This window comes from Afipia dichlorophenoxyacetatis (genome assembly GCF_055386385.1).
Genome location: NZ_AP029250.1, coordinates 5,117,301 through 5,140,095 on the forward strand (window position 1 = coordinate 5,117,301; position 22,795 = coordinate 5,140,095).

Below are 22,795 nucleotides of genomic sequence, written 5' to 3' on the forward strand. Positions count from 1 at the left end.
TCGCTTTAACGGTTGTGAAAGGACGCTAGAGCTACAACGCGGATAACACTCTTCACGCCTAGGAACGGACAACGATCGGTTGCATTGTCCGCCCGAGCGGGGAGTTAAAATGCAGCGATATAAGATCAAACGAGCCGGTCGCGAGTTTGTCGTCTGCTCTGGTGAAAGCCGGATACTGAAATACGCCACCAGGCAAGAAGCACAGAAAGCAATTAGAGATGCGCAGGAAGGCCCCAGCAGTCAGCGCATGACCAAAAAACAATCGATCAACTTTGGCTGGCTTCTCGGTGGAGTTTTGATAGCTGCCCTTGTGCTGCTTTACACGTTTCACCAAGGCCAAGCGCATGAGATAAGCAAAACCGTTTCTCATGCTTTGATTTGAAGACGCTCCGCGCGTCCCATTCCCTCTGCGGGGAAATCGCGCCCTCGATATGATCGAGGTCAGATGCATCGTCGCTGTCCACTTATCTGCATCTGATGGTCGGCGTTGCTTTGAAAAGCCTAGGTAATTAATGGGGGCACCGACACTAATCGTTTGGTTGCTGTGGTGATTAGCACCTCGACCGCAGTTGCGTTAGGACTGCCTTGCTGCGCGTCGAACTGTATATCAGCGGCTTTCAACGCCTTCATCAGGATTAAAGCTTCCAACGGAGGCCTATTCAGGTCCGGAAAAATAATGGCAATGCCAGATGGTGGCTTACGACCTACTCCAAAAACGCTGCCCGTTTGAGCTGTCCATCCGGCATCAGCAAGTACTAACCGGAAGTCCTCAGCATATTGCTCGCAATCGGCAGCGATCTCAGCTGGTACGCGAACAAAGTACTGCCTGCCTGCCGAAGTATCTTTTACCGAGGCCACTATCTTCGCGCACTGCTCGGGCGATAAGCGGCGCCCCTCGAGACGCACTACCCGCTCGGTCAATTTTGCCTCTAACTCTACTAAGCGAGCCTTGACTTGATCGGGTGAAGCTCCTGCTAATTTATCTCTGTAGTCGGAAAGTTGCCTGTCTGCTAACGCCAGTTCCTGTTTGAGAGTACCGATTTGGCTATCCTGAAGATGGCCGCGAAACCACCAACCTCCGAAGGCCACCGCCAACAAAAGAGGAACCACGACGTGAGGTGCGTCAACGACAACCCTCAAGCCATCCGTCCAGGTTTTCGGGTTGGAAAGGTCCATGATTCCCCCTCAAAAGCAGGAGGATGCCACGACCTAAGACAGCAGTTAACCCATTTTGAAAGTTATCAAGGAGATCTGGCTGACCATGTGGGCCAAGCCAACACTCTCTCGACGACTGGACACTTCTATTTTCCGACCGCCGCGCGATTGTCTTTCATCGACCCACCCGGTCCGACGGGCCAGTTCCGAAACGGCCCCTTCGGAATGACCACGGGTTGGCCACTTCGAACGTAAGAGGATGGTGAACCGCCTCCAGCGCACTAGGCGGCCCGCCTTTTGCGCCTTGACTGATTCAGCGCAGCTAGATGCTTCTCGAAGGCATCGATGGCCTGCGGCGACGTCAGTAAATGCCGAGACCTGTCGCCGATGATCTGCGACGTTGGCGACTTGCTGGGCTCGTCGTCAGGGATTTTGATTGTGCCAGTAATCTGTAGCTGAATAGGCTGTTGTTGTCTCAGCCAATATTCGTCGGGAAGGCGCAACAAAGTGCGTTTCTTGCAAAGAACAGCCGCCGTATGGTCCATCATCGCTTGAATGCGACGATACGCTGTTGCTTTCGACCATCCCGAACTTCGGCAAAGAGCGGCGAAAGAGGCCCCTGTTATCTGACAGCATGACCAAGCCCACACCATACGACGATCAGTTTCGTCCTTGATGATTTCGGCGGTCCATCGCATGACCTCATCATGGCGGCTGATCGCCGCCGATGTTGGCGGGATGCGCCGGAATCGCATTTTCCGCTCTTCTTCAAGCCGTTTGGTGCCCCACCCGTTCATGTCCTTGAACGTGTGCTCATAGGCCGGCCAGTAACCGCTGCTCTTGACGCGTCGTTCGCCCGGCATTCTGCGCTCAGTATCCATCGCCTCGACAAACCGCGCCCTGACGATTTCTGCCGACCATTCCGTCATATTTAAGCTTCCTTATTCGAGGGCTGTGCAGCTCCCTCCGCCTTCAGTCGCGCCTCTCGGAGCCCCGCAGGTTCTATTATTTGAACGAGCCCCAGAACCTTGTCGGATAATACCCGCCTCTCAATCCAGACCGTCTGCTGCTGCTTGTTCAAATGATCGGTTGCATACCATCCGATCCTTCCATTGGGCCCGATAACTGTCGGCATGATGTGGAATCTCGCAGGATCGCTTCTGGTGTAGAGGAATTCGCGATGCGGCCCTTCGCCCACGGTGCGCATCAAAATAGATTCGCCGTCCATCTTGCGCTCACTCGCGACTTCGTATTTTGCGATCGGCATTCGCAGCAATTCAAACTGTCGGAATACTACTTTGAAATCGGCGGTATTCGATAGCGCGTCAGTTTCAGGCTGGATTCCATCCTTCTTGGCAAGCTTTTCCCGCTCCTCATCCCGTTGCTTAAAAGCCCGCAGCGCCTCGTAGCAAGCCACAACCCAAGTCTCAGCAAACACCAGCTGATAGTTTGACGCGAATGGATCTTGAGCTGCGCGTGCGAGAAACTCATCCTCCATAGCGCGCATTACCAGATCAAGCTCACCGACACGCTGAACTCCCATCAACAGCGGTAGAATTCCCGAGCGGCCCGCGAGGGCGCCAGCTAGGTCAATCCATGCCCGGTTTTCCGATAGATATTTTGAGCGAGCGAGGTGGAAGGATCGTGCGATCAGGTCAGTGACAGTGATCGTTGGGCTTGCCTCATTATCGGCTGCCGATTTTTCGCTTTCATTGTCTGGCATTTTTTTTCTCGCTCATGCTTTGCTAGTTCCAGATCCCTTTTCAGGCCATTCTCATCAGATCCCAGATGCCTTCAATGGAGACTTTAATGAAGCCGATTGATTTGCTGACCACCTTCCTGACTTCCGTTCGACCGCCTCAGGGCGTCGCTATTGAGGTGATTGAAACCGAGCCACACCACGAATTTAAAACGAACTGGGAAGGCTACCTCGAGCAGAAACCGGTCCAAATCGAAGTGCAGACAAGGTTTGACAGTGCGCTCAAGGAGCTTAAGCGCCAGCATCCAAAATTGGATTGGAGCGGCGAAACAGAACATCGCGAAGGCAAGCGACGCATCGCTCGCTGGCTGTTGGAAGTCGAAAGCCCCGACTCTGGGGAAAGCTAAAACTCCAGCTTGTCCCATCAGGCAACTCCTCGTGCTCGATCAGTTGGAGCGTGCGGGTCAACCTGCGCTTCCCTCGTCGGGCTGTCTCCCTTCTGTGTGTCTCCACCCCGAGATATAGATAGTAGTGGCGGAATCCGAACTAGGCCCGTAGTGGCGGAATCCACCACTGGTAACACCTCACTTTCAGTGCGTTTTCCGCCACTGAAATCTGGCGTTTTCCGCCACTGGCGTTTTGTTTTTGAGGAAAGTGATCGAGCGAGTTTGGCGCGACCTTCCGCCTCTTCTATCGTCTCGATCCGCCGCCATTCGTTCGTCTCGGCGTCCCGGTTCGTTGGCCGATATGTCAGACGGAAGAGGTTCGGGGATCGGTGTTCTCCGTTTCCGGAGCGACCCGGGACGGTGATTTCAAGGAATCCCAGCTCCACGCATTCATTGATGGCCGATTTAATAGCGTGACGATGAATTCCGTAGCGCTCGAAATCATCGAACGTAACCGGGAGAGCACCATTATCAGCGCCACCATGGTGCGCTAGTTCTACTTCGACGCGACTGAACACTCGATGCGCTGAAAGGCTCAGTGCTCGGTATGCTGGAGATTCCAGCATCTCGATGGGACGCGGCGTAAATTGACCGCTGATCTTTGTGCGGCGATTAGACCGACGGCCCCCGCTCATGCTGCACCATCGGGCTGGAAGCCTACGTCATGCGCTGGATACTTGCAGATGATCCATTCCGTAGGGCCAGAGCTATCGCCCTCTCTACGGCGCTCTAAAAGCCGCGCATCGACCAATTCCTGACGGGCCTCGACGACCTTGTGCCGATACGCTCCGGTACATCTCATGCCATCTGCGATGGAGTGATTGATGGAGCCGTTGTTTGTTCCGTTATAGAGCCGACAGATGTCGCGGTAGATCGCTCGGGCGGTCGGTGAAAGTGCTGCAGTCTCACTAACCGGAAATGGAATGATCTTCGCGGTCATCCCCGCCGGCCTCCCCGGTTCGTTCCGCCTGAGGCTTTCCCCGGGGCTTGAGCCAGGGTGCCAGCCACAGCGCGATCATTGTTTTGATGAAGAAGCCCCGCGGCAAGTTCCTTTTCTGCGCGGGCTTTGTTGAAAGCTCGGTCGGCATTGACCACCTTCTTGATCTTGCGACGGGATGACTGGTCGAGCGGCGCGGTATCTAGCGACAAGATGGTCTGCTGCCATTGCGCTTGCGCGGCGACGGCTCTTGAGAGGTTGAGATTGACCTTGAGAGCCCGCCACCAGTCGGGCTCCGCGTCGGCCATCAGCATTTCGAGGATCTCATCACCACTCTCGCTGTGGAGCAGCACCATGAGTTCCTCAATCGAATAGTCCCGATGGTTGGCCGCGCGGTGTTTGGCGGCATGCTCCTTGAGGCCGAGCACGTCAGAAATAAGTGACCATGTTTTCTGAGGTTTGAGGCTGCTGAAGAAGTCGGTCAGAGCACCGTGAATCCACGAAAACGTATCTGTTTCGGATAATCCGTATCCATTTCGGGTTGGTCCAGATTTGCTGGTTCGCCCTGTCAATGCGTAGGCTTTGCTCATCGGTTCAGTCACCCATTGGAGCAGTCATGAAAAACGGAAAACAAAAGCGTCCACACTCCGTGCGGACGCGGGCATCATTCGGCGCCGACGCTGTCCGAAGGCAGCGGGCGATCAGGGACTTCTTTCGAGCCGAGGTTGATGCGCTGAGAATGTTCGGAGATCGATTTGTGCAAATCCGTCGGCTCAATGGGCTTACCCTCCATTGAGGGAGCATCAAAAAAAACGTTGTCCGGAAGATTGATGTTTCTCCGACGCGCCTCTTCTCGGATTTTTCCCAGCTGCTGAATGTCAGGAAACGTAGAGCCGGTCTCCCACCGAGAAACCGTGCTTTGCCGTACATCGCAAATAGCGGCGAAGTCTGACTGCGTGAGCTTGAAAATCGAGCGACGGACGAATTCGATTGGCTGCATTGCCTCAAATTATGCGCGAAAACATAATTTTGCAAGCTTCATCCGGATGTGCATCAGTATAAATCCAATAATAGATGAGGGGCATCCATGGTGGATGGTGAGACCTTTGGCGCGCATGTTCGCCGTCTTCGAATTGCCGCTGGCTTAAACCAGACCGAATTCGCCTCACAGTTAGGAGTAGAACAGGGCACTGTCTCGCGCTGGGAGAGCGGAGCCTCGCCGTCTTTTGAAAATGTGGCCCTTCTCGCGACCTACGCTGATGTGCGAGGTCTTGAATTTAGGTTTATGAATGAAGTCGTCCGGAAGGCCGCCCTCGAAGAAATGAAGAAAATTCTTCCTTTCGTCAAAATCGTTGGCACGCTTGAAGATGATGATCTGGTTACAATGAAGACAGCCAAAGAGCTGGAAAAGGCCGAAGAAATCGAGGCCCCTGCCCGTTCAACCCCTCAAACAAAGGCTATTTTGGTTAATACCGGCGAGCTTTTGCCGTTAGTGCCGGTACGATCGGTGATCTACTTCCACGATGCTGCAGCCGCCCCCGACAAATTCGAGGGTAAAGAACCTCTCTTGGTGTTTTTCAAGAATAAGACCGTAAGGCTGGGGCGGCTTATGCCAGCCCCTAACCGAAAATATTATTTCCTCGGACAACGCCTTCCTTGGCTTACGGACTTGGTCGAATCGGCGCGGCCTGTGCTGGGAATACGGTTTCGACAATGAATATGCATTGACACATATTATGCGCTGGCGCATTATCCCTCCAAGCATGGAGGTCGACGTTGCACACCCCACTCAATTCCAACGACCAAATTCTCATCAAAGCGGCCTCTGATCTCAAAGAGATCATGGTCATCCTCGACGTGGCGGAGGAATGGGATAAGCGGCTCGCTGGCTGGTTTGACCGGCACGAGACTGTTATTGCTCTCATCGAGCAGACGCCTGCCGACAGCCCGATAGGCTTAGCGGCAAAAGCCAAAGCCCTCATCGCGGAAGGTTCGGATTCCGAGCCGCGCACGGAGCTTGAGCGGCTCGCGCTCAACCTCGCCGACAACATCCTCAAGATTATTCCTTGAAAACTGATTTCCGCTCTTTGCGGAGCGTACCGGCGCGTCCGGTTTTCGGAGGTACCTATGCTAGCGATATCGCAACCAGTGAATGCTGCCCCGGCGGCGGGGAAGGACGCTCAGAAGCGGCAGCGCTCAACGCGCAAACCATCGCCCTCCTCCAAGAGTAAGGCTGCTCAACCCGAGAGTTACGCGTCACAGGATCTGGCAAGCCTTGTCTCGCTTTGCGCCAAGAAACGAAAAGCTAGCAAGACGGCGTATAAGGCAGCGGAAGAAGCTGGCAACACCGGCGACGCAGCATTCCAGTTTGAAATTGCGGAAAGAGGCAGGGTGTCGATGATCAATGCGATCATCAATCATCCAGCAGCATCGTTAGCGGATATCGTCGCCAAGTTCTCTGTCATCAAGGAGTTCGCTGAGGAAGAGGATTACCTTACCAACATGAATCACACCTCACAGTACTCGTTCACCGAGCGCATGATGTGGTCCATTGTGGGCGATCTCTGCTCTCTTCCGAGTTCTATCCCGGCAATTAAAGCACCTCAGACGGAATGCTATGCTTCAACGATCGCCGATGAATTTCGACAGGCGATCGACAAGGTAACTCCAATCGAGGAGAACCCGAAGTACTCGCCCCAACGAAAAGATGCGAGCGTTCGCCTCCTGAGCGATCAAGCAGATATGCTGATGAAGGCGGCATCATTCGAACGCGCCTCGAGCCCACGAGGAGCGCTGTTTCAGATTTCCGTCGCCATGGGCCTCGTTGAACTCGCCATCAATAACCGCGAGTGGTTCCCAGAAAGCGATGGACTGATCGATATCCCCGAGGGAGTCGACAAGCTCCGTCACGACATTCGTCGACTGCTCACGTCCGCCAGCCAAGCGTTAGCCGCGATCACAAACGTTCCGGGTAAGGAATACTGCGCTGATTACTTCCTGACGCCAGACCCCTTCAAACTCCTGGAGAACTAACATGGGTCGGCTGAACTGGCAGCGCCCTCGCCGTGTCTACACGGCTTGGTATGATGATCCGGAAGCGCGGCTTGCCGAGACGGCTCCGCGTCTCGCTGAGAAAACTAAGCGACGAATCGGACGCCCGTCCAACCGACCGCCGCAACCTCTTCTGAACATCGATCAGGCTGCTGCCGAGCTACTCGATGTACGGTCCTGCGTTGTGCACACGGACGGCGCCTGCGAACCTAACCCTGGTCGTGGTGGCTGGGGTGTATCTATCGAGGCGAATGGCCAGACTTTGGTTGAACTCTGTGGTGGTGATCCGTCCACCACCAACAACCGCATGGAAATGACTGCGGCAATCGTAGCACTTACGGTTCTCCCACTCGCCTGTCAGGTCACCCTGCTCAGCGACAGCCAGTACGTCATCAATGGAATGACCATCTGGTCGGCTGGCCGTAAGCGAAAAATGCGCAACGGGAAAAAGCCGGTCCCAAATGTGGACCTTTGGCGGACGCTAGACGCACTCGCTGATGGAAGGTCCATAACATGGCGCTGGGTCAAAGGGCACAACGGACATCGCGGCAACGAGCGAGCAGACCACCTCGCATCACTAGCCATACGACAGTCCGTCTAGCCCCCTCGTTCGGATATCGAAATGACAACAAAACAGCGCATTTCAGTCGGGCGAATCAGCTTCGAAGCGGCGACGCGGACTTCACCGCGTTCAACGCTTATTGGAGCAAGGTCATGAAGAATAGGATTTCAGACTTAAACGATCATCTGTTCGCCCAGATCGAGCGACTTGCAGACGAAAGCAAGACACCCGATGAGGTCGAGCTCGAATGCAAGCGTGGCAATGCCATCGTCGCGGTTGCTGACCAGATCCTGCGTCGTACTGCTCTCCAAGTGCAGGCTGCGAAAATTGTCGCTGATCATGCCGGCAATGATCCAAGGCCTTATCTTCCACAACTTGGCGGTCCAAGCGGCACAGCGGCTCCTATGATCGAGGGGCGCAAGCAATGAAACCTCTCCCCTTAAACGAACAGGAACTCTCCTTCATCAAGCGTCACAGCAAAATCCCTCGACGCGAACTTCATGAGAAATTCAGTAAGGAGTTCGGTCGCGCAGACATCAGCATCGAGCAGTTAAAGCACTTATGTAAGTCCAGAGGCTGGCATAACGGTCGGTCATGTCTTCAGAAGTGCGCGATCGGTCGGGAGCGCGTCACCGCAGGTTTCATCGAAGTGTGTGTTAAGAACGAGAAGCCGGGGAAGCTCTCGCGAATCTTCGTTCTAAAACACCGCTTGCTTTGGGAGCAGACGCACGGCCCGATTCCGGACGGAATGTATTTAAAATGCAAAGGTGACCAGTTGAACACCGATCCATCAAATTGGGATTTGGTAACAGCCGCCATGCTGCCACGCCTCCAAATCCACGGCGTAAAATATGCGGCCGCGCCTAGCGAATTGAAGCCCACCATCATGGCCTTGGCCAGGCTTGAGCAGCAAGTTCGAGAGACGCGAAAAGCTCATCAGCAGAGAGAAAAATAAACCGCATCACATCTAGACGCGGCGTCCAACCCATTGTCGCCGCGTCTATCCATCAGCAGAGATCCCATGCAAGACGGCGATAAAATCGATCGAAGCGCTCCCCTCAGGCTTGCCGAGGCCGTCAAGATCGCGTTTCCTAAGGGGGGAATGACGGTCGCCGGACTGCGGCGCGAGATCGCCCGCGAACGGCTCGACGTGGAAGTTATCGCCGGCAAGCACTTCGTTACTTTGGCGGCAATTGAGGAGATGCGGGAACGATGCCGCGTAAAAGCAAAGGCGCCAGACTTCACCTCAAGGGCGAACGACGCGACAAATCAGGAAGCATCACTCACCGATCCACCTGGATCATCCGGGACGGCGCTCGGGATGTCTTCACAGGTTGCGCTGAGAATGAGATTGCAGAAGCAGAGCAAGCTCTCAGCAACTACATCGCCTCAAAACACAAGCCAAAACGCAAGGCCCAGGACATAGAAATCATCCCGGTTGGGGATGTGCTCGCGATCTATCTGGACGCGACGTTAGAAACTCTCCGCGATCGCTTCAAGGTCACTGAAGAAACTGAAGACGACATTGCCGCAATTCGGAAGTTCAAGGCGCGCATCGGCCGCTTGAATGATTACTGGGGCGCGAAGATGCTCTCCGACGTTGATGGCGACGAATGCCGATCTTACAGAACCAAACGTGGGAATCGGGGTGGGGCGCGGCGCGACCTTGAAGACCTGCGCTCGGCTATCGGTCATCACTCTGCCGAGGGCTACCACCGCGGCGTGGTGAAGGTGACGCTTCCTCCGAAGGGCGAGGCGCGCGACCGTTGGCTTACGCGAGACGAGGTCGCGGCTCTCATCTGGACTTGCTGGCGGCATCGCGAAATTCAAACCGTCCATCGTGGTCCCATGAAGGGGCAGAAGATCGCGACGGACAAGCGGCCACTCCGTCACTTGGCACGCTTTATTCTGATCGGCGCCTATACGGGCACGCGCGCGAGCCCCATCGCATCGGCTTCTCCGATCCCGGCGATAGGACGCTCATACATCGACCTGGAGCGCGGTCGCTATTATCGGCGCCAGCAGGGAGCCGCGAGGACGAACAAACGTCAGCCCACCGTGCCGCTGCCTCCTCGCCTACTCGCTCACCTTCGGCGCTGGCATCGTATCGAACCGGATGCAAAGCACTTCGTCGAATTCAACGGCAAGCCAGTTTCTTCGGTAAAGACCGCATTCAAAACAGCGGTGCGTCTCGCCAAGATCTCGATAGCGGAAGGCAATGTCTCGCCGCACACGCTACGCCACACGGCAGCGACCTGGCTCATGCAAGCAGGAACAGAACCTTGGCAGGCCGCCGGCTATCTCGGCATGTCGCTGGAGGTATTGCTCAACGTTTACGGTCACCATCACCCGGATCACATGGCGGATGCGGTGGAAAAAATTGCCCAGCGCCCGGCGAAGCGAGAACGTAAGAAGGACGTATCTGGTGCGGTAACTGGTGCGGTAGTGAAATTCGCGAAGAAGAAAAAGTAAGTTATGCCTGATTTTATTGGTGGGCCCGGCAGGACTCGAACCTGCAACCAGACCGTTATGAGCGGTCGGCTCTAACCATTGAGCTACAGGCCCCGCCGACCCTAACGGGCAACGGTGCATTCACCCCATACAATGACCGCCGCCGCTGAGCAATCGGCCTCTGGGGAATCGAGGGCAATTTGTTCATCGCCCGGGTGATCAGGCGATCTCGTTCGCCAACTCGCCGATGGCGTCGTAAACCCGATCGAGTTCGGCAGCCGTCGAACAATAAGGCGGCATGATGTAGATGGTATTGCCAAGCGGCCGAACCAATAAACCGCGATCGAGAAAGCCTCGATAGAGTCGAGGGCCGATGTCGGCCATGTAACCGGCATCCCCAGCAACGATATCAAGGGCGGCAATGGTTCCGATCTGACGGACGTTCGCAAAGCGCGGATTGTCGCGGAATCCATCAAGTCGTCTCATATGCGTCGCGGAGATTTGAGCGATCCGGTCCATCACCGGCTCACGCTCCCAGACCTCGAGATTTGCGAGCGCTGCCGCGCAAGCAATCGGATTGGCTGTGTAGGAGCTTGAATGGAAAAAAGTTCGAGTTCGATCCGTGGAGTAATGCGCGTCAAAGATATCGCCGCGGCAAAGCGTGACCGCGAGCGGCACCGATCCTCCCGTGAGACCTTTGGAATAGCATGCGATATCCGGCACGACGCCTGCTTGCTCGCAGGCAAACAAAGTCCCCGTCCGCCCCCATCCCGTCATAACTTCGTCGGCAATGAACAGAACGCCGTGCGCTTCGCATATGCGCTTCATCTCCGCGAGGACCGACGGCGGATAGATCAACATCCCACCAGCACCCAGCACCAAGGGCTCGACGATCAGCGCCGCAATCCCGCCGCTGCTGCAGGCCGTCTTCAACGCGTCAAACGTAGTATCTTCGCGTCCCTGCTGCGGAAACGGGATGCGCTCGACATCAAACAGCAGAGGATCATAGGGTGCATTGAAAACGCCACGCTCACCAACAGACATTCCGCCGATGGTGTCGCCATGATAGGCGCCTTCCAATGCCAGAATGCGGCTGCGTTTTTCGCCGCTGTGTCGCCAGAAACCGAGAGCCATCTTCAGCGCGACTTCGACAGACGTGGATCCGCTATCGGAGAAGAAAACATATTCAAGCTGCGGCGGCGTGATCGCAACGAGCCGTTGGGCAAGCTGCTCCGCCGGCTCGTGGGTGAAACCGGCAAAAATAATTTGATCGAGACGATCCGCCTGATCCTTGATGGCCTTCACGATATGAGGGTGACGATGACCATGGGTCACAACCCACCACGATGAAATCGCATCGAAAATCCTGCGGCCATCTGCCGTCTCAAGCCAGGCCCCCTCACCTCGCGAGATCATCACGGCGTCTGGAAACACAGCATGCTGCGTGAACGGATGCCAGACCGGCGACTTTGACGTCATCCCGCAGCTCCGTTTAGAAAATCCTCGACAGCGAAGTTCTCAGCGAAAGCTTCCCGCAGGGTATCGCGCGTCAGCACCGCCAGCGAAGGAAGACGGCCGAGCCGCTTCACACGTCCCATCTCCGCGATCGTTCGCTCTGTGTCCGGATTTTCCTCGCCGATGAAGGCAACGCCGAGAAGCGGGATCTCGCGGCGACGCAATGCCTCGACAGACAGCAAGGTGTGATTGATCGTGCCAAGCGCGGTGCGAGCACAGAGCACCACGGGAGCTCCCCATCGTGCCATCTGATCGATGTAGGTCGTCTCACGCGTCAGCGGCACCATCAGACCGCCCGCGCCTTCCACCACCACGGTGCCGGACACAGCCGGCAACACGAGCCTCGCCGAATCAATGGCGACACTGTCAATTTCAGCGGCGAGATGCGGAGACGCTGGAGTCTTCAGCCGGTAGAGCTCGGGCAGAATATGATTGGACGGAATTCCAGACAGCCGCAATACAGCTTGCGTGTCAGTCTCTTCCTCTAGACCTGATTGAATCGGCTTCCAATAAAATGCATTGAGCGCACCCGTGAGTGCAGCCGAGAAAACCGTTTTGCCAATGCCGGTGTCAGTGCCGGTGACAACGATGTGTTGGTTCATGCCACTGCCCGCATTTCATCTGACAATGCAGCAAAAAGATCCGCAACAACGGCCTCATTCACATTCAACGTCAGAGCAATCCGCAGACGCGCAGTCCCTTCTGCAACCGTCGGAGGACGTATCGCGCGGATGTCAAAACCTCGACGCTGCAAGGCTGCCGCGAGTGCGACGGCTGCCTGATCGGCGCCAACCACGACGGGGAGAATATGAGAACCTGACGGCTCGATATTGCAGCGCCGGCGCAGCTCGCTTCCTGCAAATTCAACCAGGCGGGCCAATCGCTCACGTCGCGAGGAATCGGTCCGGGATATTTGGAGCGACGCACGCGTCACAGCAGCAATCAACGGAGAAGGAGCCGTTGCAAAGATAAACGGACGCGAACGATTGACAAGAAAATCGCGAATGGTCTTCGGGCCGACGATGAAACCACCGACCGTTCCCAAAGCCTTTCCGCAGGTGTGCAAGGTCAGAACATTCTCGCGCCCTTCAAACGTCGCTGCGAGGCCTCGACCATCCGGCCCCAACACGCCGGTTGCGTGCGCCTCATCGATCACGAACATCGCCTCGTGCCGATCTGCCACCGCTAGCAAGTCGTTCAGGTTCGGTCCGTCGCCGTCCATGCTATAGAGGCTCTCGACCGACATCCATGGCCTGCCCTTGCCACCCGCAGTTCGCCAACGCCTGATGGCGTCATTGAACCCATCGGCATCGTTATGGGGCGCACTGACATAGTCAGCGCGGCCACGCCGCATTCCCTCATGCACACTTGCATGGACAAGCTCATCGTGAACGACGAGATCTCCGCGTTGCGGCAGTGTTGAGAAGATCGCAAAATTCGCAACGTAACCGCCGCCGAAATAAAGTGCAGTTTCAGCGCCGAAGTACGCCGCAGCTTCGCTCTCCAGTGCCTCGTGCTCGGCGTGGTTGCCTCGCAGCAGCCGCGAACCGCCAGATCCGATCGGCACACCGCGTGCGATCGCATCAACAGCTGCCTGTCTTAGCTCATCGGATTCCGCGAGCCCCAGATAATCGTTTGACGTGAAATCGATCCCCAAACGCTCGCGTAACGAGCGCAGCCGCCCTCGCCCAGCAAGTTCGCGCAGGTCCGTTTCAAATTGATCATGCATCATGGTTTGTCCCGGGCAGCCCAAGGCTCGCTTGTCCCGTTACGGGAGCCCGCCCCAGCGGTCAACGTCTAACAGTTATGCGAACGCCATACGCTGGCGCGCCCGCCACAGGAGCATAACCACGATAGTAATGTTGAGGGCGTTCCAGCCGAGACCGTTCAGGAACGCCGCGGCGTAGGATCCAGTTGCGTCGAAGATCAATCCTGACACCCACCCGCCAAACGACATACCGATCACGGACGCGAAAATGACGATTCCCACACGGGTCGCAGCTTCACGCGCCGGCATCGCTTCCCGCACAATGATGGCGTAGCTCGGCACGATGCCGCCCTGGAACAAGCCGAACATCGCAGAGATAACATAGAGTGACGTCAGGCTGTCGAAGAACAGATAGAACAGCAGGGCGACGCCCTGAGCGATTGAGCCGACCAGCAGCGTCCGCAAACCGCCGATGCGATCCGCCAGGAAACCCGATCCGATCCTGCTGATAATTCCGAAAGCCAACATCAGCGACAGCATTTCCGCGCCGCGCGCGACCCCGTAACCAAGATCACCGCAGTATGCGACGATGTGCACCTGCGGCATCGCCATGGCGACGCAACACCCGATAGAAGCAATCCCGAGTAGCGCGGTTAGAGCGTTGGTGCTCATGCGCAGGTCAACACGCGGAGCAGCGGCGTTCGCGTGGGTGCGCACAGTTTCTTTTCCAATTTTCCAGCGGAGCAAAAGCGTGACAATCGCCATGACAATCGCACATCCGATGCCGATCGCGATGTGAGTGACGCGCCAACCAGCGTGAGCGGTGCCTCGCTCCACGATCGTTGGCCAGAAGGTCCCGGCGATGTAGTTTCCGCTAGCCGCGATGGTCACAGCAAGGCCTCTGTAACGCTCGAACCAATGAGACGCTTCCGCCATCAGCGGTCCAAACGTGGCGGCCGCGCCCAGCCCGATGGCAAAATGCATGAGGTTGAACTGCCACAGGGCGCCGGCATAACCCGCACCGACATAGCCCAATCCCAGCGCGGCGATGCCGATCATGATTGCGGGAACGATGCCGAATTTGTCGGAGAGCTTGCCCATCAGCACACCGCCGACGCCGAAACCCATCATGGCGCAGGTGAACGCCAGTGAAGCCGCAGCCCGGGTCGCTCCGAATTCGGCTTGCACCGTCGGGATGACCACCACCACAGACCACATACCCACACTGCCGAGCGAGCCGATGATCAGGGCAATGGCCAGCCGCACCCACGCTGCACGCGAGTCAGGGGTGAATGTCACGGGGTGAGGTCCAGAATCGATGGAAATAGCCACGGGCGCAACTTCTCCGGCCCAGCCTCCCCGGTCAAGTTATTCTCCGGATGGCCGTTATGCGAGAAAGCTGTTCTCGCGAAAGCCGATTTCATCTCGCAGCGCACGCCTATTAACCATTTGCTAACCATAAGCTGGGCAAATTTTGCCGAGTGAAGTCGAGTGTCGTCGGTTGTCAAAACGGGAGATGCCCGTGGATGCCAGTGCGGTGCCTCACCTTCGGAACGGTGGTCCCTTGGCCGCCGCTCAAGCCTTTGGGGCTCACGAACGACATGCACGAGGGGACTCTGCGACAATGGTTGATCTGACAGCTGGCCAAGGCACGACGACAGGGTCCGGATTTCCCAAAATTTCCGACATCGGCACCATGCTCAAGCGCGGCGATCTCGCGCTGGCGTTCGGTGTTCTCACCATCCTTGTGGTGCTCATCCTGCCGCTGCCGCCGGTGGTGCTGGATCTCTTCCTGGCGATCTCGATCACGCTCTCGATCCTGATCCTGATGACAGCCTTGTTCATTCAAGCGCCGCTGGAATTTTCTGCGTTTCCGACGGTCCTGCTCATCTCGACCATGTTGCGGCTGTCGCTCAACATGGCCTCGACGCGCCTGATCCTGTCGCACGGCCATGAAGGAACCGCTGCCGCCGGCCACGTGATCGAGGCATTCGGCAACTTCGTGATGGGCGGCAATTTCGTCATCGGAATTATCGTCTTCACGATCCTCGTCATCGTCAACTTCGTCGTCATCACCAAGGGTTCGGGCCGTATCGCCGAAGTGGCAGCCCGCTTCCACCTCGACTCCATGCCGGGCAAGCAGATGGCGATCGACGCCGACCTGTCGGCCGGCCTGATTGACGAAAAGACCGCCAAGCAGCGCCGCAAGGAGCTGGAGGACGAAAGCGGCTTCTTCGGCGCCATGGACGGTGCGTCCAAGTTCGTCCGCGGTGACGCGATCGCCGGCTTGCTCGTGGTGTTCATCAACGTGATAGGCGGCATCATCATCGGCGTGGCCCAGCAGGGTATGGGCTTCGCGGACGCCGCCCGCACTTACACCCTGTTGACGGTCGGCGACGGCCTCGTCACGCAGGTGCCGGCACTGATTGTTTCGACCGCGGCCGGCCTTCTGGTTTCCAAGGCCGGCGTCAGCGGCGCCGCCGACAAGGCCATGATGAATCAGCTGTCGGGATACCCTCAGGCGCTCGGCATGGCATCGGGCGTGATGCTCGTGCTCTCCCTGCTGCCCGGCATTCCGATGTTGCCATTCCTTGCTCTGGGTGGCGGCGCGGGCTACTTGGCGTGGACCGCACAGAAGCGCAAGGGCGCAGCCAAGGTCGAGGAAGCCCGGGTCGCAAACGAGCCTGCCGTAGCTGCCGCAGCGGCCGCCGCAACCGCCGAAGAGCCAATCTCGAGCGCGCTCAAGATCGACGATCTGAAGATCGAGCTGGGTTATGCGTTGTTGCCGCTGGTCAACGGACCCGACGGCACCGACCGGTTGACTGAGCAAATCAAGGCGCTGCGCCGGTCGCTCGCTATTGAAATGGGCTTTGTGATGCCGGCCGTGCGAATTCTCGACAACGTCCAGCTCGAAGCAAACACCTACGTCATCAAGATCAAGGAAGTCGACGCCGGCACCGGACGTATCTGGGCGAACCAGTTCATGGTCATGGATCCCGCCGGCAATCAGGTTAGCGTCCCCGGGACACACACAACCGAGCCGACTTTCGGCCTGCCGGCAACGTGGGTCGAAGCTTCCCTCAAGGAAGAAGCTTCCCTCAAAGGCTACACGGTTGTGGATTCGGCGACGGTGCTATCCACGCACCTCACCGAGCTGCTCAAGAACAATATGTCGGATCTTCTGTCCTACGGCGAAGTTCAAAAACTGCTCAAGGATCTGCCGAAGGAACAGGGCGAACTTATCAAGGACATCGTTCCTACTCAGATCAACGTGTCCGGAATCCAGCGTGTGCTCCAGCTTCTCCTGGCGGAACGCATCTCGATCCGCGATCTCTCGACAATTCTCGAAGGCATCGCCGATGCATTGGCCTTCTCGCGCAATCCTGCAACCATTGTCGAACACGTCCGCGCAAGGCTGGCACGGCAAATCTGCGCGCAGAACACGTCGATCAACGGCTATTTGCCGCTGCTCGCGCTCAGTGCGAAGTGGGAACAGGCTTTCGCGGAATCGTTGGTCGGCACGGGCGACGATCGCAGCCTCGCCATGCAGCCATCCAAACTCTCGGAGTTCATGACCGCTGTACGCGACAAATTCGAGCAAGCGGCACGCGAAGGCGAAGCCCCCGTGCTCGTCACCTCAGCTGCCATCCGGCCGTTCGTCCGGTCGCTGGTGGAACGGTTCAGGTCCCAGACAACGGTGCTGTCACAGGCGGAAATTCACCCCCGCGCCCGCCTGAAGACGGTCGGCAGCATCTGAAAAGGCGGCAAAAAGACCCTTCGAGCCTGCGACATATTCGTCACAGACAAGCCTTTCATTGATTTCTGCAAATAAAATCGCGCCCCGACCGAACTCGGCCGGGGCGCAATTATTTGAATTCATTATATAAATTTTCATTGGTTTAAAAATCTCTCCCCAGTTCAAGAGATTTCACTCGTTTGTGAAGCCGGCTTGGAAACAAATCCCTGCCACTTACGTTTGTATGCACGAGAACGACGTTGAACCTGAAAGCAGGCGAGCGGGACAAAAGTTCAACTGCACAAGGTGGCGGGAGGCTTTCGATGAACCATTCGTTTTATAGCGCGGATCGGATGACGCATCTCAAGATCGTCGTCGTCGCTCTTGTCGCTGCAATCGGTGTCGCAGGGTTGGGCATCTCCGCCCGCCTGACGTCCGATGATGGTCTGACGCAAACCGCTCGCGCGAATGGTCCAGCAATCAAGGCGACCAAAGCCGTTGTCATAACGAGTTCAGATCAGCAGGTGATCCGCTAACGAGTTTTACGAATTCATAAGGCTCTCTTCCCCGCCCCCCGAAGTCGCCTTATGGATGCTCAGAAGACCCCAAGTCTGAGACCAGAAAACGCCCGCTCCCCACGGGCGTTTTTTGTTGCCTTATGAAATCGTGATTAGCGCGCGGGCAACGAAGGCACGCTCTCGATCAGCTTGCCGCTGTAAACAATCGGGCCCGTGGGAATGCCTGCGGGCGAACCACCTTCCGGCTCCAGCGTAACAGCAAAAGTCGCCTTACTGATCATATCGGTGTCATAAGACGTGGCCGAGGGGCGGATCGTGAAATCGCTGCCGCCAATCACACCAAGCGACCATGGTCGCTGCAGCCTGTCCGAGACAAGCCAAAGTTCGTAACTCTTGCCCGGCTGTGGCGTCGCGCCCACTTTCCGCACTGTAAAAGTGTTCGTCTTCGTATCGACGGTCAGAATGAATGCCGGCGCTGATCCGTTCTGCTGCAACAACGCAACCAACTGCGCAGCTTGCGGAGCAGGAGGAGCCGGAACCTCCACGATCTGCACCTTCGGCTTCACACGAAGTCCCCCGGGGAGCAGGTCAGGCCGATAAGCCTGCAGCGCGATCACGCCTGCGAGCCCCGCCGCCACCGCGCTCATGATCATGCCGAACGCAAATCCGCCTCGCCTGCGATCGGCCAACTCGACCACATTACTTCTCTGCTCGCTGACATGCGGTGCAGCCACCGGCTCCGGCACGATTTCCGGAGGCGTGCCAGCCGTCATCGCCTCGAGCTCTTTCACTGTGGCGCTTGTTTCTTCGGGCGCCGCAGCAACAGCGCTCGCCTCAACCGGATGCTCTGCGACGACAGCCGCTTCGCTCGGTTGCTCGGCAACAGGTTCAGGCGCGACCACAGCCGGCGTCTCAGAAGTGATCTCTTGCGCCGGCGGTTGTGCCGGCTCTGGAGGCATCGGAGTCGATCGATTAATCTCCGCGACGACGGATTTAATGTTGTCCCAGAGATGCGGTGGTGGCTCGACCGGGGAGACCATCTGGTGCAATGGCGCCAGTTTGCGATCCCACGCATCAACCACTTCCATGAAACCGTGATCGACGATCATCATGGTTTCAACGAGCGCGCGCTCGTCGGCATCGAGAGTACCAAGAGCGTATTCCGCGGCGAGCGCGATATGGTCTTCGCTATAGTTCATGCTTGACCACCGTCATGCCAACCCGAGGCATTCGCGAATCTCCACCATGCTACGACGCAGCCATGTCTTGATGGTGTTCAAGGGCGTGTCGAACTTCTTCGAGAGCTGCTCGCGACTCCAGCCGTTGTAGTAAGCAAGCAGCACCAGCCTCTGGCGTTGCGGCTCAAGCTGGCCGATGCAGTCCATAATCCGCTGCAGCTCTTCAGTCATGTCTTTCCGGGCAAGCGGATCAGGTGTGTCGGCGGCCACATCCATCGCACTAGGCTCTTCTTCGATCGAAATCTCGCTCCGCTTGCGAACGACATCGATCGCCCGGTTGCGCGCTATTGAAGCCATCCAGGTGATTGGAGATGACAAGCCGGGATTGAACTGTCCCGCGCTGTTCCAGATCTTGACGTAGGCGTCCTGGATCACCTCTTCCGCAAGATCTTGACGTTTCAAGATACGAAGGACGACCCCATAGAGTTTCGCTGATGTTGCTTCGTACAGGCGCTCAAAGGCGGCCTCATCACGTCTTGCGACAGACGCGAGCAGCGAGGAAAGCTCAGCCGGCGTTTGCATTCAATGTCCTCAATCCAGATCCATCGGTCGCCGCTTGCAGGATCGGGTACCAGATTCCTTCCTTTCGTATCACATCTGACCAGCGAGGACCGTAAACCCCAAAGATATCCGCAAGAAAGAAGGCCCGAGCCATCACCGGCTCGGGCCTCATGTTCCTGACAAACAAGCTCAAAATCTGCGTCCTGCCCGACGGCAGACACAGCAATGGTACAATCAGCCGAGGTAAGAAGCCCCCGACGGGACGGTTTAGGCCATCGCTCCGATGCGGGCGCGCATCAACCCGATGCTGTCGAGATCGGCCTGTTCGCGGGCGTTTTCCTCGGCACGTTCACGCGCCTGATCCCGCTCATCGAGCAGTTCGACCTTCTTCAGCTCCTCGAAGGCCTCGCCGAGAATGGCCTTGGCATCTTCGAGCTGGACCCGCAGCTCATCTGCCGACCGGACCAAATTCTCACGGCGCTGGATGGCCGCCTTGGCATAGGTCGGATAGGCGAAATGCGACGGGTCGTTGATACCGGCGCGTTCCTGTTCGTGCTGGATTTCGCGCTCCAGATCGGACGACATACGCTCGAAGTCCGCGATCATTCCCTCGATCTGTGCGACCCTCCGGCGCTTTTCGTCGACCTGAAATTTCTTCAGGCGGATCAGCGTTTCACGTGACTTCATCGACTCATACTCCCCAGAAGTCCCAAGCTGGAAGCGGGACACGACCGGCTCCCCCCAGGGCCCCTCCGGTCAAACACAGGTGACGCGGATCATGGCGCGACAAAGTTAGCGTTCCGTTTCCAAGATTTGCAGGATTTGCTCTAATTGCTGATATCCCTGCGTTAAACCGGTGGCCTCGTCCTTGGCCTGCCGCAGAAAGTCCTCGAGGGGTTCGTGCAGCTTGATCGCCTCATCCACTTCAGGGCTGGAGCCGGCCCGATACGCTCCTAGCCGAATCAATTCCTCCATATCGGCGTAGGTCGCCATGGTCTGCCGCGCCCGCTTGATGACCGGCAGATACTGCGGATCGGCGGACTTCGGCATGGTTCGGGAAACCGATTTCAGGACGTTGATCGCCGGATAGCGGCCTCGCTCGGCGATGGATCGCTCCATCACGATGTGCCCATCAAGAATACCGCGGACCGCGTCCGCCACCGGTTCGTTGTGATCGTCGCCATCGACCAGCACCGTGAAAATGCCGGTGATAGTGCCCTCTCCCAGTCCGGGCCCCGCCCGTTCAAGCAGCTTGGGGAGTTCAGTGAATACGGTCGGAGTATAGCCTTTGGCGGTTGGCGGCTCACCTGCGGAGAGGCCGATTTCTCGCTGCGCCATCGCAAAACGTGTCACCGAGTCCATCAGGCACAGCACATCCTTGTCTTCATCACGGAAGTATTCGGCGATGGCCAGCGTCAGATACGCCGCCTGACGTCGCATCAAGGCCGGCTCGTCCGACGTTGCGACCACCACGACGGAACGCGCCAAGCCCTCTTCGCCGAGATCATCCTGGAGAAATTCTTGCACCTCGCGACCACGTTCGCCGACCAGCCCGATCACCGAAATATCAGCGTCGACGTTGCGAGCGAGCATCGACAACAGGACGGATTTACCGACGCCGGAGCCTGCGAAGATGCCCATGCGCTGACCGCGGCAGCACGTGAGAAATGAGTTGAGTGCCCGTACCCCAAGATCGAGTGGCGGACCAACCCGCTTTCGCGAGTGGGCCGGAGGCGGCGCGTTACGGTAAGGCACCGGAGATGCCCCATGCGCCAACGGCCCCTTGCCATCGATCGGTTCACCCATCGCATTAATGACACGGCCAAGCCATGACGCCGAGGGGCGCACTTGATTAGCTGCATTGGCAATGACCGCGCGGCACCCGCGGCGCACACCATCAAGCCCCGCGAACGGCATGACGACGGCATTGTTGCCGCTGAAGCCAATCACCTCGCAGGGGATGAAACGGTTGCTCCCCGTCTCAATAACAATGCGTGCACCGACCGACATGGCGTGGATCGGCCCCGCGATCTCCACCATCAACCCACGTACACCCACAACGCGGCCATAAATATTGACGCCATCGATGTCGGAGATCTGCTCGGCGAGAGCTTTCATTGCGAAAACCTTAAGTTTCGACGATTCCGAAGCTTGCCCTTAACCCTGTGTTTACCCGCATCGTTAATCATTGCGTCACTGTCTTTGGTGACTGAGCGCGCTCGGCCTTTGTAAAAAGGAGTGAGTCGCAGGAGTCGGTTAAGTCCGTCTCTTAATGTGGAGCTTGAACTGCAGGGGTACAAAAAGCTGCTTACGCGCAACATCTTAGTGCGATTCGACGAAAATTGCACGAATGAGCTTGCAGAGACGAATCAGCATTTGTTAACCATATGCAGTCAGGATCCGAATCAGTTGTTCAAAGGCGTTTTTCCAGTGCCGCGACTAGCGGCCGGCCTGACGCCCAAAAGCGGCGGACTATAGGGGACTGGCATGCGCGTATTGCTGATTGAAGATGACAGCGCCACTGCGCAGTCGATCGAGTTGATGCTCAAATCCGAGAGTTTTAACGTCTATACGACGGATCTCGGAGAAGAAGGCGTCGATCTCGGCAAGCTTTATGATTACGACATCATTTTGCTCGATCTGAACTTGCCGGACATGTCCGGATATGACGTTCTGAAGCAGCTTCGTGTCTCGAAGATCAAGACACCGATTCTGATCCTCTCCGGCCTTGCCGGCATCGAGGACAAGGTCAAGGGTCTCGGCGTCGGCGCCGACGACTACATGACCAAACCCTTCCACAAGGACGAACTGATCGCCCGTATCCATGCGATCGTCCGTCGCTCCAAGGGTCACGCACAGTCGGTCATCCAGACCGGCGATCTGGTGGTCAATCTCGATACCAAGACCGTCGAAGTTGGTGGCCAGCGCGTCCATCTGACGGGCAAGGAATACCAGATGCTGGAGCTGCTCTCGCTCCGCAAGGGCACCACCCTGACCAAGGAAATGTTCCTCAACCATCTCTACGGTGGCATGGACGAGCCTGAACTGAAGATCATCGACGTCTTCATCTGCAAGCTGCGCAAGAAACTCGCGAACGCTTCGGAAGGCCGCAACTTCATCGAGACGGTCTGGGGCCGCGGCTACGTTTTACGCGAACCGCACGAAGACGACGTTCGCATTCCAGCCTAATAGCGGGTTGTATCGGGGCCTGTACGGCCTTTCCTCCCGGACTGAACCCCGCCGCAAATGGCGGGGTTTTTGTTTTGGGGGGTCGAACC

At 57.2% G+C, this 22,795-nt stretch carries 26 protein-coding genes and 1 tRNA gene; 12 read left to right on the plus strand and 15 right to left on the minus strand.

Annotation, left to right across the window (positions count from 1 at the left end; translation table 11 throughout):
• The first annotated feature begins 109 nt into the window (after positions 1–109).
• Positions 110–382: a hypothetical protein gene (locus ACZ5C3_RS23985; protein ID WP_464033641.1), complete on the plus strand. Its 273-nt coding sequence runs from the start codon at positions 110–112 to the stop codon at positions 380–382.
• A 119-nt stretch (positions 383–501) separates the two neighbouring features.
• Here the strand turns inward: ACZ5C3_RS23985 and ACZ5C3_RS23990 are convergent, their stop codons facing one another.
• The 3 genes from ACZ5C3_RS23990 to ACZ5C3_RS24000 form a co-directional block, all read right to left on the minus strand.
• Positions 502–1,176 (minus strand): hypothetical protein, encoded by a 675-nt coding sequence (locus ACZ5C3_RS23990; protein ID WP_464033642.1) that lies wholly within the window; start codon positions 1,174–1,176, stop codon positions 502–504.
• Between the two features lie 260 nt (positions 1,177–1,436).
• Positions 1,437–2,084 (minus strand): DUF6362 family protein, encoded by a 648-nt coding sequence (locus ACZ5C3_RS23995; protein ID WP_464033643.1) that lies wholly within the window; start codon positions 2,082–2,084, stop codon positions 1,437–1,439.
• A 2-nt stretch (positions 2,085–2,086) separates the two neighbouring features.
• Positions 2,087–2,878: a hypothetical protein gene (locus tag ACZ5C3_RS24000; RefSeq protein WP_464033644.1), complete on the minus strand. Its 792-nt coding sequence runs from the start codon at positions 2,876–2,878 to the stop codon at positions 2,087–2,089.
• 86 nt (positions 2,879–2,964) lie between these two features.
• Here ACZ5C3_RS24000 and ACZ5C3_RS24005 point away from each other — a divergent pair, with 86 nt between their 5' ends.
• The gene (locus ACZ5C3_RS24005) at positions 2,965–3,261 is read left to right on the plus strand and encodes a hypothetical protein (RefSeq protein ID WP_464033645.1); all 297 of its coding nucleotides are present in this window, start codon (positions 2,965–2,967) and stop codon (positions 3,259–3,261) included.
• Positions 3,262–3,931: 670 nt separating this feature from the next.
• Here ACZ5C3_RS24005 and ACZ5C3_RS24010 read toward each other — a convergent pair.
• The 3 genes from ACZ5C3_RS24010 to ACZ5C3_RS24020 form a co-directional block, all read right to left on the minus strand.
• Positions 3,932–4,240 (minus strand): hypothetical protein, encoded by a 309-nt coding sequence (locus ACZ5C3_RS24010; protein WP_464033646.1) that lies wholly within the window; start codon positions 4,238–4,240, stop codon positions 3,932–3,934.
• A complete protein-coding gene (locus ACZ5C3_RS24015) occupies positions 4,237–4,827 on the minus strand; it encodes a hypothetical protein (protein WP_464033647.1) in 591 nt (196 codons plus the stop codon). The genes ACZ5C3_RS24010 and ACZ5C3_RS24015 overlap by 4 nt, the downstream gene beginning before the upstream one ends.
• 74 nt (positions 4,828–4,901) lie before the next feature.
• The gene (locus ACZ5C3_RS24020) at positions 4,902–5,237 is read right to left on the minus strand and encodes a helix-turn-helix domain-containing protein (RefSeq protein ID WP_464033648.1); all 336 of its coding nucleotides are present in this window, start codon (positions 5,235–5,237) and stop codon (positions 4,902–4,904) included.
• Between the two features lie 87 nt (positions 5,238–5,324).
• Between ACZ5C3_RS24020 and ACZ5C3_RS24025 the strand changes: the two genes are divergently transcribed.
• From ACZ5C3_RS24025 to ACZ5C3_RS24055, 7 genes are all read left to right on the plus strand, one after another.
• The gene (locus ACZ5C3_RS24025) at positions 5,325–5,954 is read left to right on the plus strand and encodes a helix-turn-helix domain-containing protein (RefSeq protein WP_464044325.1); all 630 of its coding nucleotides are present in this window, start codon (positions 5,325–5,327) and stop codon (positions 5,952–5,954) included.
• Between the two features lie 59 nt (positions 5,955–6,013).
• Positions 6,014–6,307, plus strand: a complete 294-nt coding sequence (locus ACZ5C3_RS24030; RefSeq protein ID WP_464033650.1) for a hypothetical protein — start codon at positions 6,014–6,016, stop codon at positions 6,305–6,307.
• A gap of 78 nt (positions 6,308–6,385) precedes the next feature.
• Positions 6,386–7,270 (plus strand): hypothetical protein, encoded by an 885-nt coding sequence (locus ACZ5C3_RS24035; protein ID WP_464033651.1) that lies wholly within the window; start codon positions 6,386–6,388, stop codon positions 7,268–7,270.
• A 157-nt stretch (positions 7,271–7,427) separates the two neighbouring features.
• Complete coding sequence (gene rnhA / locus ACZ5C3_RS24040; RefSeq protein WP_464038419.1) at positions 7,428–7,889, plus strand: ribonuclease HI; 462 nt, start codon at positions 7,428–7,430, stop codon at positions 7,887–7,889.
• Positions 7,890–8,002: 113 nt separating this feature from the next.
• Positions 8,003–8,278, plus strand: a complete 276-nt coding sequence (locus tag ACZ5C3_RS24045) for a hypothetical protein (RefSeq protein WP_464033652.1) — start codon at positions 8,003–8,005, stop codon at positions 8,276–8,278.
• Positions 8,275–8,805, plus strand: a complete 531-nt coding sequence (locus ACZ5C3_RS24050) for an HNH endonuclease (protein ID WP_464033653.1) — start codon at positions 8,275–8,277, stop codon at positions 8,803–8,805. The genes ACZ5C3_RS24045 and ACZ5C3_RS24050 overlap by 4 nt, the downstream gene beginning before the upstream one ends.
• A 257-nt stretch (positions 8,806–9,062) precedes the next feature.
• Positions 9,063–10,322, plus strand: a complete 1,260-nt coding sequence (locus ACZ5C3_RS24055; RefSeq protein ID WP_464033654.1) for a tyrosine-type recombinase/integrase — start codon at positions 9,063–9,065, stop codon at positions 10,320–10,322.
• 17 nt (positions 10,323–10,339) lie between these two features.
• On the opposite strand, the gene ACZ5C3_RS24060 is transcribed toward ACZ5C3_RS24055, so the two are convergent.
• The 5 genes from ACZ5C3_RS24060 to ACZ5C3_RS24080 form a co-directional block, all read right to left on the minus strand.
• Positions 10,340–10,415, minus strand: a tRNA-Ile gene (locus ACZ5C3_RS24060).
• Positions 10,416–10,520: 105 nt separating this feature from the next.
• On the minus strand, positions 10,521–11,780 hold the full coding sequence (locus tag ACZ5C3_RS24065; RefSeq protein WP_464033655.1) for an adenosylmethionine--8-amino-7-oxononanoate transaminase: 1,260 nt from the start codon (positions 11,778–11,780) through the stop codon (positions 10,521–10,523).
• Positions 11,777–12,418 (minus strand): dethiobiotin synthase, encoded by a 642-nt coding sequence (bioD, locus tag ACZ5C3_RS24070; protein ID WP_464033656.1) that lies wholly within the window; start codon positions 12,416–12,418, stop codon positions 11,777–11,779. Before bioD ends, ACZ5C3_RS24065 begins: the two co-directional genes overlap by 4 nt.
• Entirely contained in the window at positions 12,415–13,545 is a 1,131-nt protein-coding gene (locus ACZ5C3_RS24075; protein WP_464033657.1) for an 8-amino-7-oxononanoate synthase, read from the minus strand. The genes bioD and ACZ5C3_RS24075 overlap by 4 nt, the downstream gene beginning before the upstream one ends.
• A gap of 75 nt (positions 13,546–13,620) precedes the next feature.
• A complete protein-coding gene (locus ACZ5C3_RS24080) occupies positions 13,621–14,856 on the minus strand; it encodes an MFS transporter (protein WP_464033658.1) in 1,236 nt (411 codons plus the stop codon).
• Positions 14,857–15,046: 190 nt separating this feature from the next.
• On the opposite strand from ACZ5C3_RS24080, the gene flhA reads away from it, so the two are divergent.
• Both flhA and ACZ5C3_RS24090 read left to right on the plus strand, forming a co-directional pair.
• Entirely contained in the window at positions 15,047–17,281 is a 2,235-nt protein-coding gene (gene flhA, locus ACZ5C3_RS24085; protein ID WP_464033659.1) for a flagellar biosynthesis protein FlhA, read from the plus strand.
• A 302-nt stretch (positions 17,282–17,583) separates the two neighbouring features.
• A complete protein-coding gene (locus tag ACZ5C3_RS24090; RefSeq protein WP_464033660.1) occupies positions 17,584–17,796 on the plus strand; it encodes a hypothetical protein in 213 nt (70 codons plus the stop codon).
• A 134-nt stretch (positions 17,797–17,930) separates the two neighbouring features.
• Here the strand turns inward: ACZ5C3_RS24090 and ACZ5C3_RS24095 are convergent, their stop codons facing one another.
• The 4 genes from ACZ5C3_RS24095 to fliI all read right to left on the minus strand — a co-directional run bounded on the left by ACZ5C3_RS24095 (position 17,931) and on the right by fliI (position 21,635).
• On the minus strand, positions 17,931–18,977 hold the full coding sequence (locus ACZ5C3_RS24095; protein ID WP_464033661.1) for an anti-sigma factor: 1,047 nt from the start codon (positions 18,975–18,977) through the stop codon (positions 17,931–17,933).
• 12 nt (positions 18,978–18,989) lie between these two features.
• Positions 18,990–19,538, minus strand: a complete 549-nt coding sequence (locus tag ACZ5C3_RS24100; protein ID WP_464033662.1) for a sigma-70 family RNA polymerase sigma factor — start codon at positions 19,536–19,538, stop codon at positions 18,990–18,992.
• Positions 19,539–19,784: 246 nt separating this feature from the next.
• On the minus strand, positions 19,785–20,204 hold the full coding sequence (gene fliJ / locus ACZ5C3_RS24105) for a flagellar export protein FliJ (protein WP_464033663.1): 420 nt from the start codon (positions 20,202–20,204) through the stop codon (positions 19,785–19,787).
• 105 nt (positions 20,205–20,309) lie between these two features.
• On the minus strand, positions 20,310–21,635 hold the full coding sequence (gene fliI, locus ACZ5C3_RS24110) for a flagellar protein export ATPase FliI (RefSeq protein WP_464033664.1): 1,326 nt from the start codon (positions 21,633–21,635) through the stop codon (positions 20,310–20,312).
• A 369-nt stretch (positions 21,636–22,004) separates the two neighbouring features.
• On the opposite strand from fliI, the gene ctrA reads away from it, so the two are divergent.
• Positions 22,005–22,706, plus strand: coding sequence for a response regulator transcription factor CtrA (gene ctrA / locus ACZ5C3_RS24115; RefSeq protein ID WP_424627853.1), 702 nt, complete (start codon positions 22,005–22,007; stop codon positions 22,704–22,706).
• The last annotated feature ends 89 nt before the right edge of the window (positions 22,707–22,795 follow it).

Excerpts from the sequence above, each read along its gene's own strand:
- ACZ5C3_RS23985 (WP_464033641.1), top strand. The coding sequence starts at position 110 with ATGCAGCGATATAAGATCAAACGAGCCGGTCGCGAGTTTGTCGTCTGC.
- ACZ5C3_RS23990 (WP_464033642.1), bottom strand. The coding sequence starts at position 1,176 with ATGGACCTTTCCAACCCGAAAACCTGGACGGATGGCTTGAGGGTTGTC.
- ACZ5C3_RS23995 (WP_464033643.1), bottom strand. The coding sequence starts at position 2,084 with ATGACGGAATGGTCGGCAGAAATCGTCAGGGCGCGGTTTGTCGAGGCG.
- ACZ5C3_RS24000 (WP_464033644.1), bottom strand. The coding sequence starts at position 2,878 with ATGCCAGACAATGAAAGCGAAAAATCGGCAGCCGATAATGAGGCAAGC.
- ACZ5C3_RS24005 (WP_464033645.1), top strand. The coding sequence starts at position 2,965 with ATGAAGCCGATTGATTTGCTGACCACCTTCCTGACTTCCGTTCGACCG.
- ACZ5C3_RS24010 (WP_464033646.1), bottom strand. The coding sequence starts at position 4,240 with ATGACCGCGAAGATCATTCCATTTCCGGTTAGTGAGACTGCAGCACTT.
- ACZ5C3_RS24015 (WP_464033647.1), bottom strand. The coding sequence starts at position 4,827 with ATGAGCAAAGCCTACGCATTGACAGGGCGAACCAGCAAATCTGGACCA.
- ACZ5C3_RS24020 (WP_464033648.1), bottom strand. The coding sequence starts at position 5,237 with ATGCAGCCAATCGAATTCGTCCGTCGCTCGATTTTCAAGCTCACGCAG.
- ACZ5C3_RS24025 (WP_464044325.1), top strand. The coding sequence starts at position 5,325 with ATGGTGGATGGTGAGACCTTTGGCGCGCATGTTCGCCGTCTTCGAATT.
- ACZ5C3_RS24045 (WP_464033652.1), top strand. The coding sequence starts at position 8,003 with ATGAAGAATAGGATTTCAGACTTAAACGATCATCTGTTCGCCCAGATC.
- ACZ5C3_RS24050 (WP_464033653.1), top strand. The coding sequence starts at position 8,275 with ATGAAACCTCTCCCCTTAAACGAACAGGAACTCTCCTTCATCAAGCGT.
- ACZ5C3_RS24055 (WP_464033654.1), top strand. The coding sequence starts at position 9,063 with ATGCCGCGTAAAAGCAAAGGCGCCAGACTTCACCTCAAGGGCGAACGA.
- ACZ5C3_RS24065 (WP_464033655.1), bottom strand. The coding sequence starts at position 11,780 with ATGACGTCAAAGTCGCCGGTCTGGCATCCGTTCACGCAGCATGCTGTG.
- bioD (WP_464033656.1), bottom strand. The coding sequence starts at position 12,418 with ATGAACCAACACATCGTTGTCACCGGCACTGACACCGGCATTGGCAAA.
- ACZ5C3_RS24075 (WP_464033657.1), bottom strand. The coding sequence starts at position 13,545 with ATGCATGATCAATTTGAAACGGACCTGCGCGAACTTGCTGGGCGAGGG.
- ACZ5C3_RS24090 (WP_464033660.1), top strand. The coding sequence starts at position 17,584 with ATGAACCATTCGTTTTATAGCGCGGATCGGATGACGCATCTCAAGATC.
- ACZ5C3_RS24095 (WP_464033661.1), bottom strand. The coding sequence starts at position 18,977 with ATGAACTATAGCGAAGACCATATCGCGCTCGCCGCGGAATACGCTCTT.
- ACZ5C3_RS24100 (WP_464033662.1), bottom strand. The coding sequence starts at position 19,538 with ATGCAAACGCCGGCTGAGCTTTCCTCGCTGCTCGCGTCTGTCGCAAGA.
- fliJ (WP_464033663.1), bottom strand. The coding sequence starts at position 20,204 with ATGAAGTCACGTGAAACGCTGATCCGCCTGAAGAAATTTCAGGTCGAC.
- fliI (WP_464033664.1), bottom strand. The coding sequence starts at position 21,635 with ATGAAAGCTCTCGCCGAGCAGATCTCCGACATCGATGGCGTCAATATT.
- ctrA (WP_424627853.1), top strand. The coding sequence starts at position 22,005 with ATGCGCGTATTGCTGATTGAAGATGACAGCGCCACTGCGCAGTCGATC.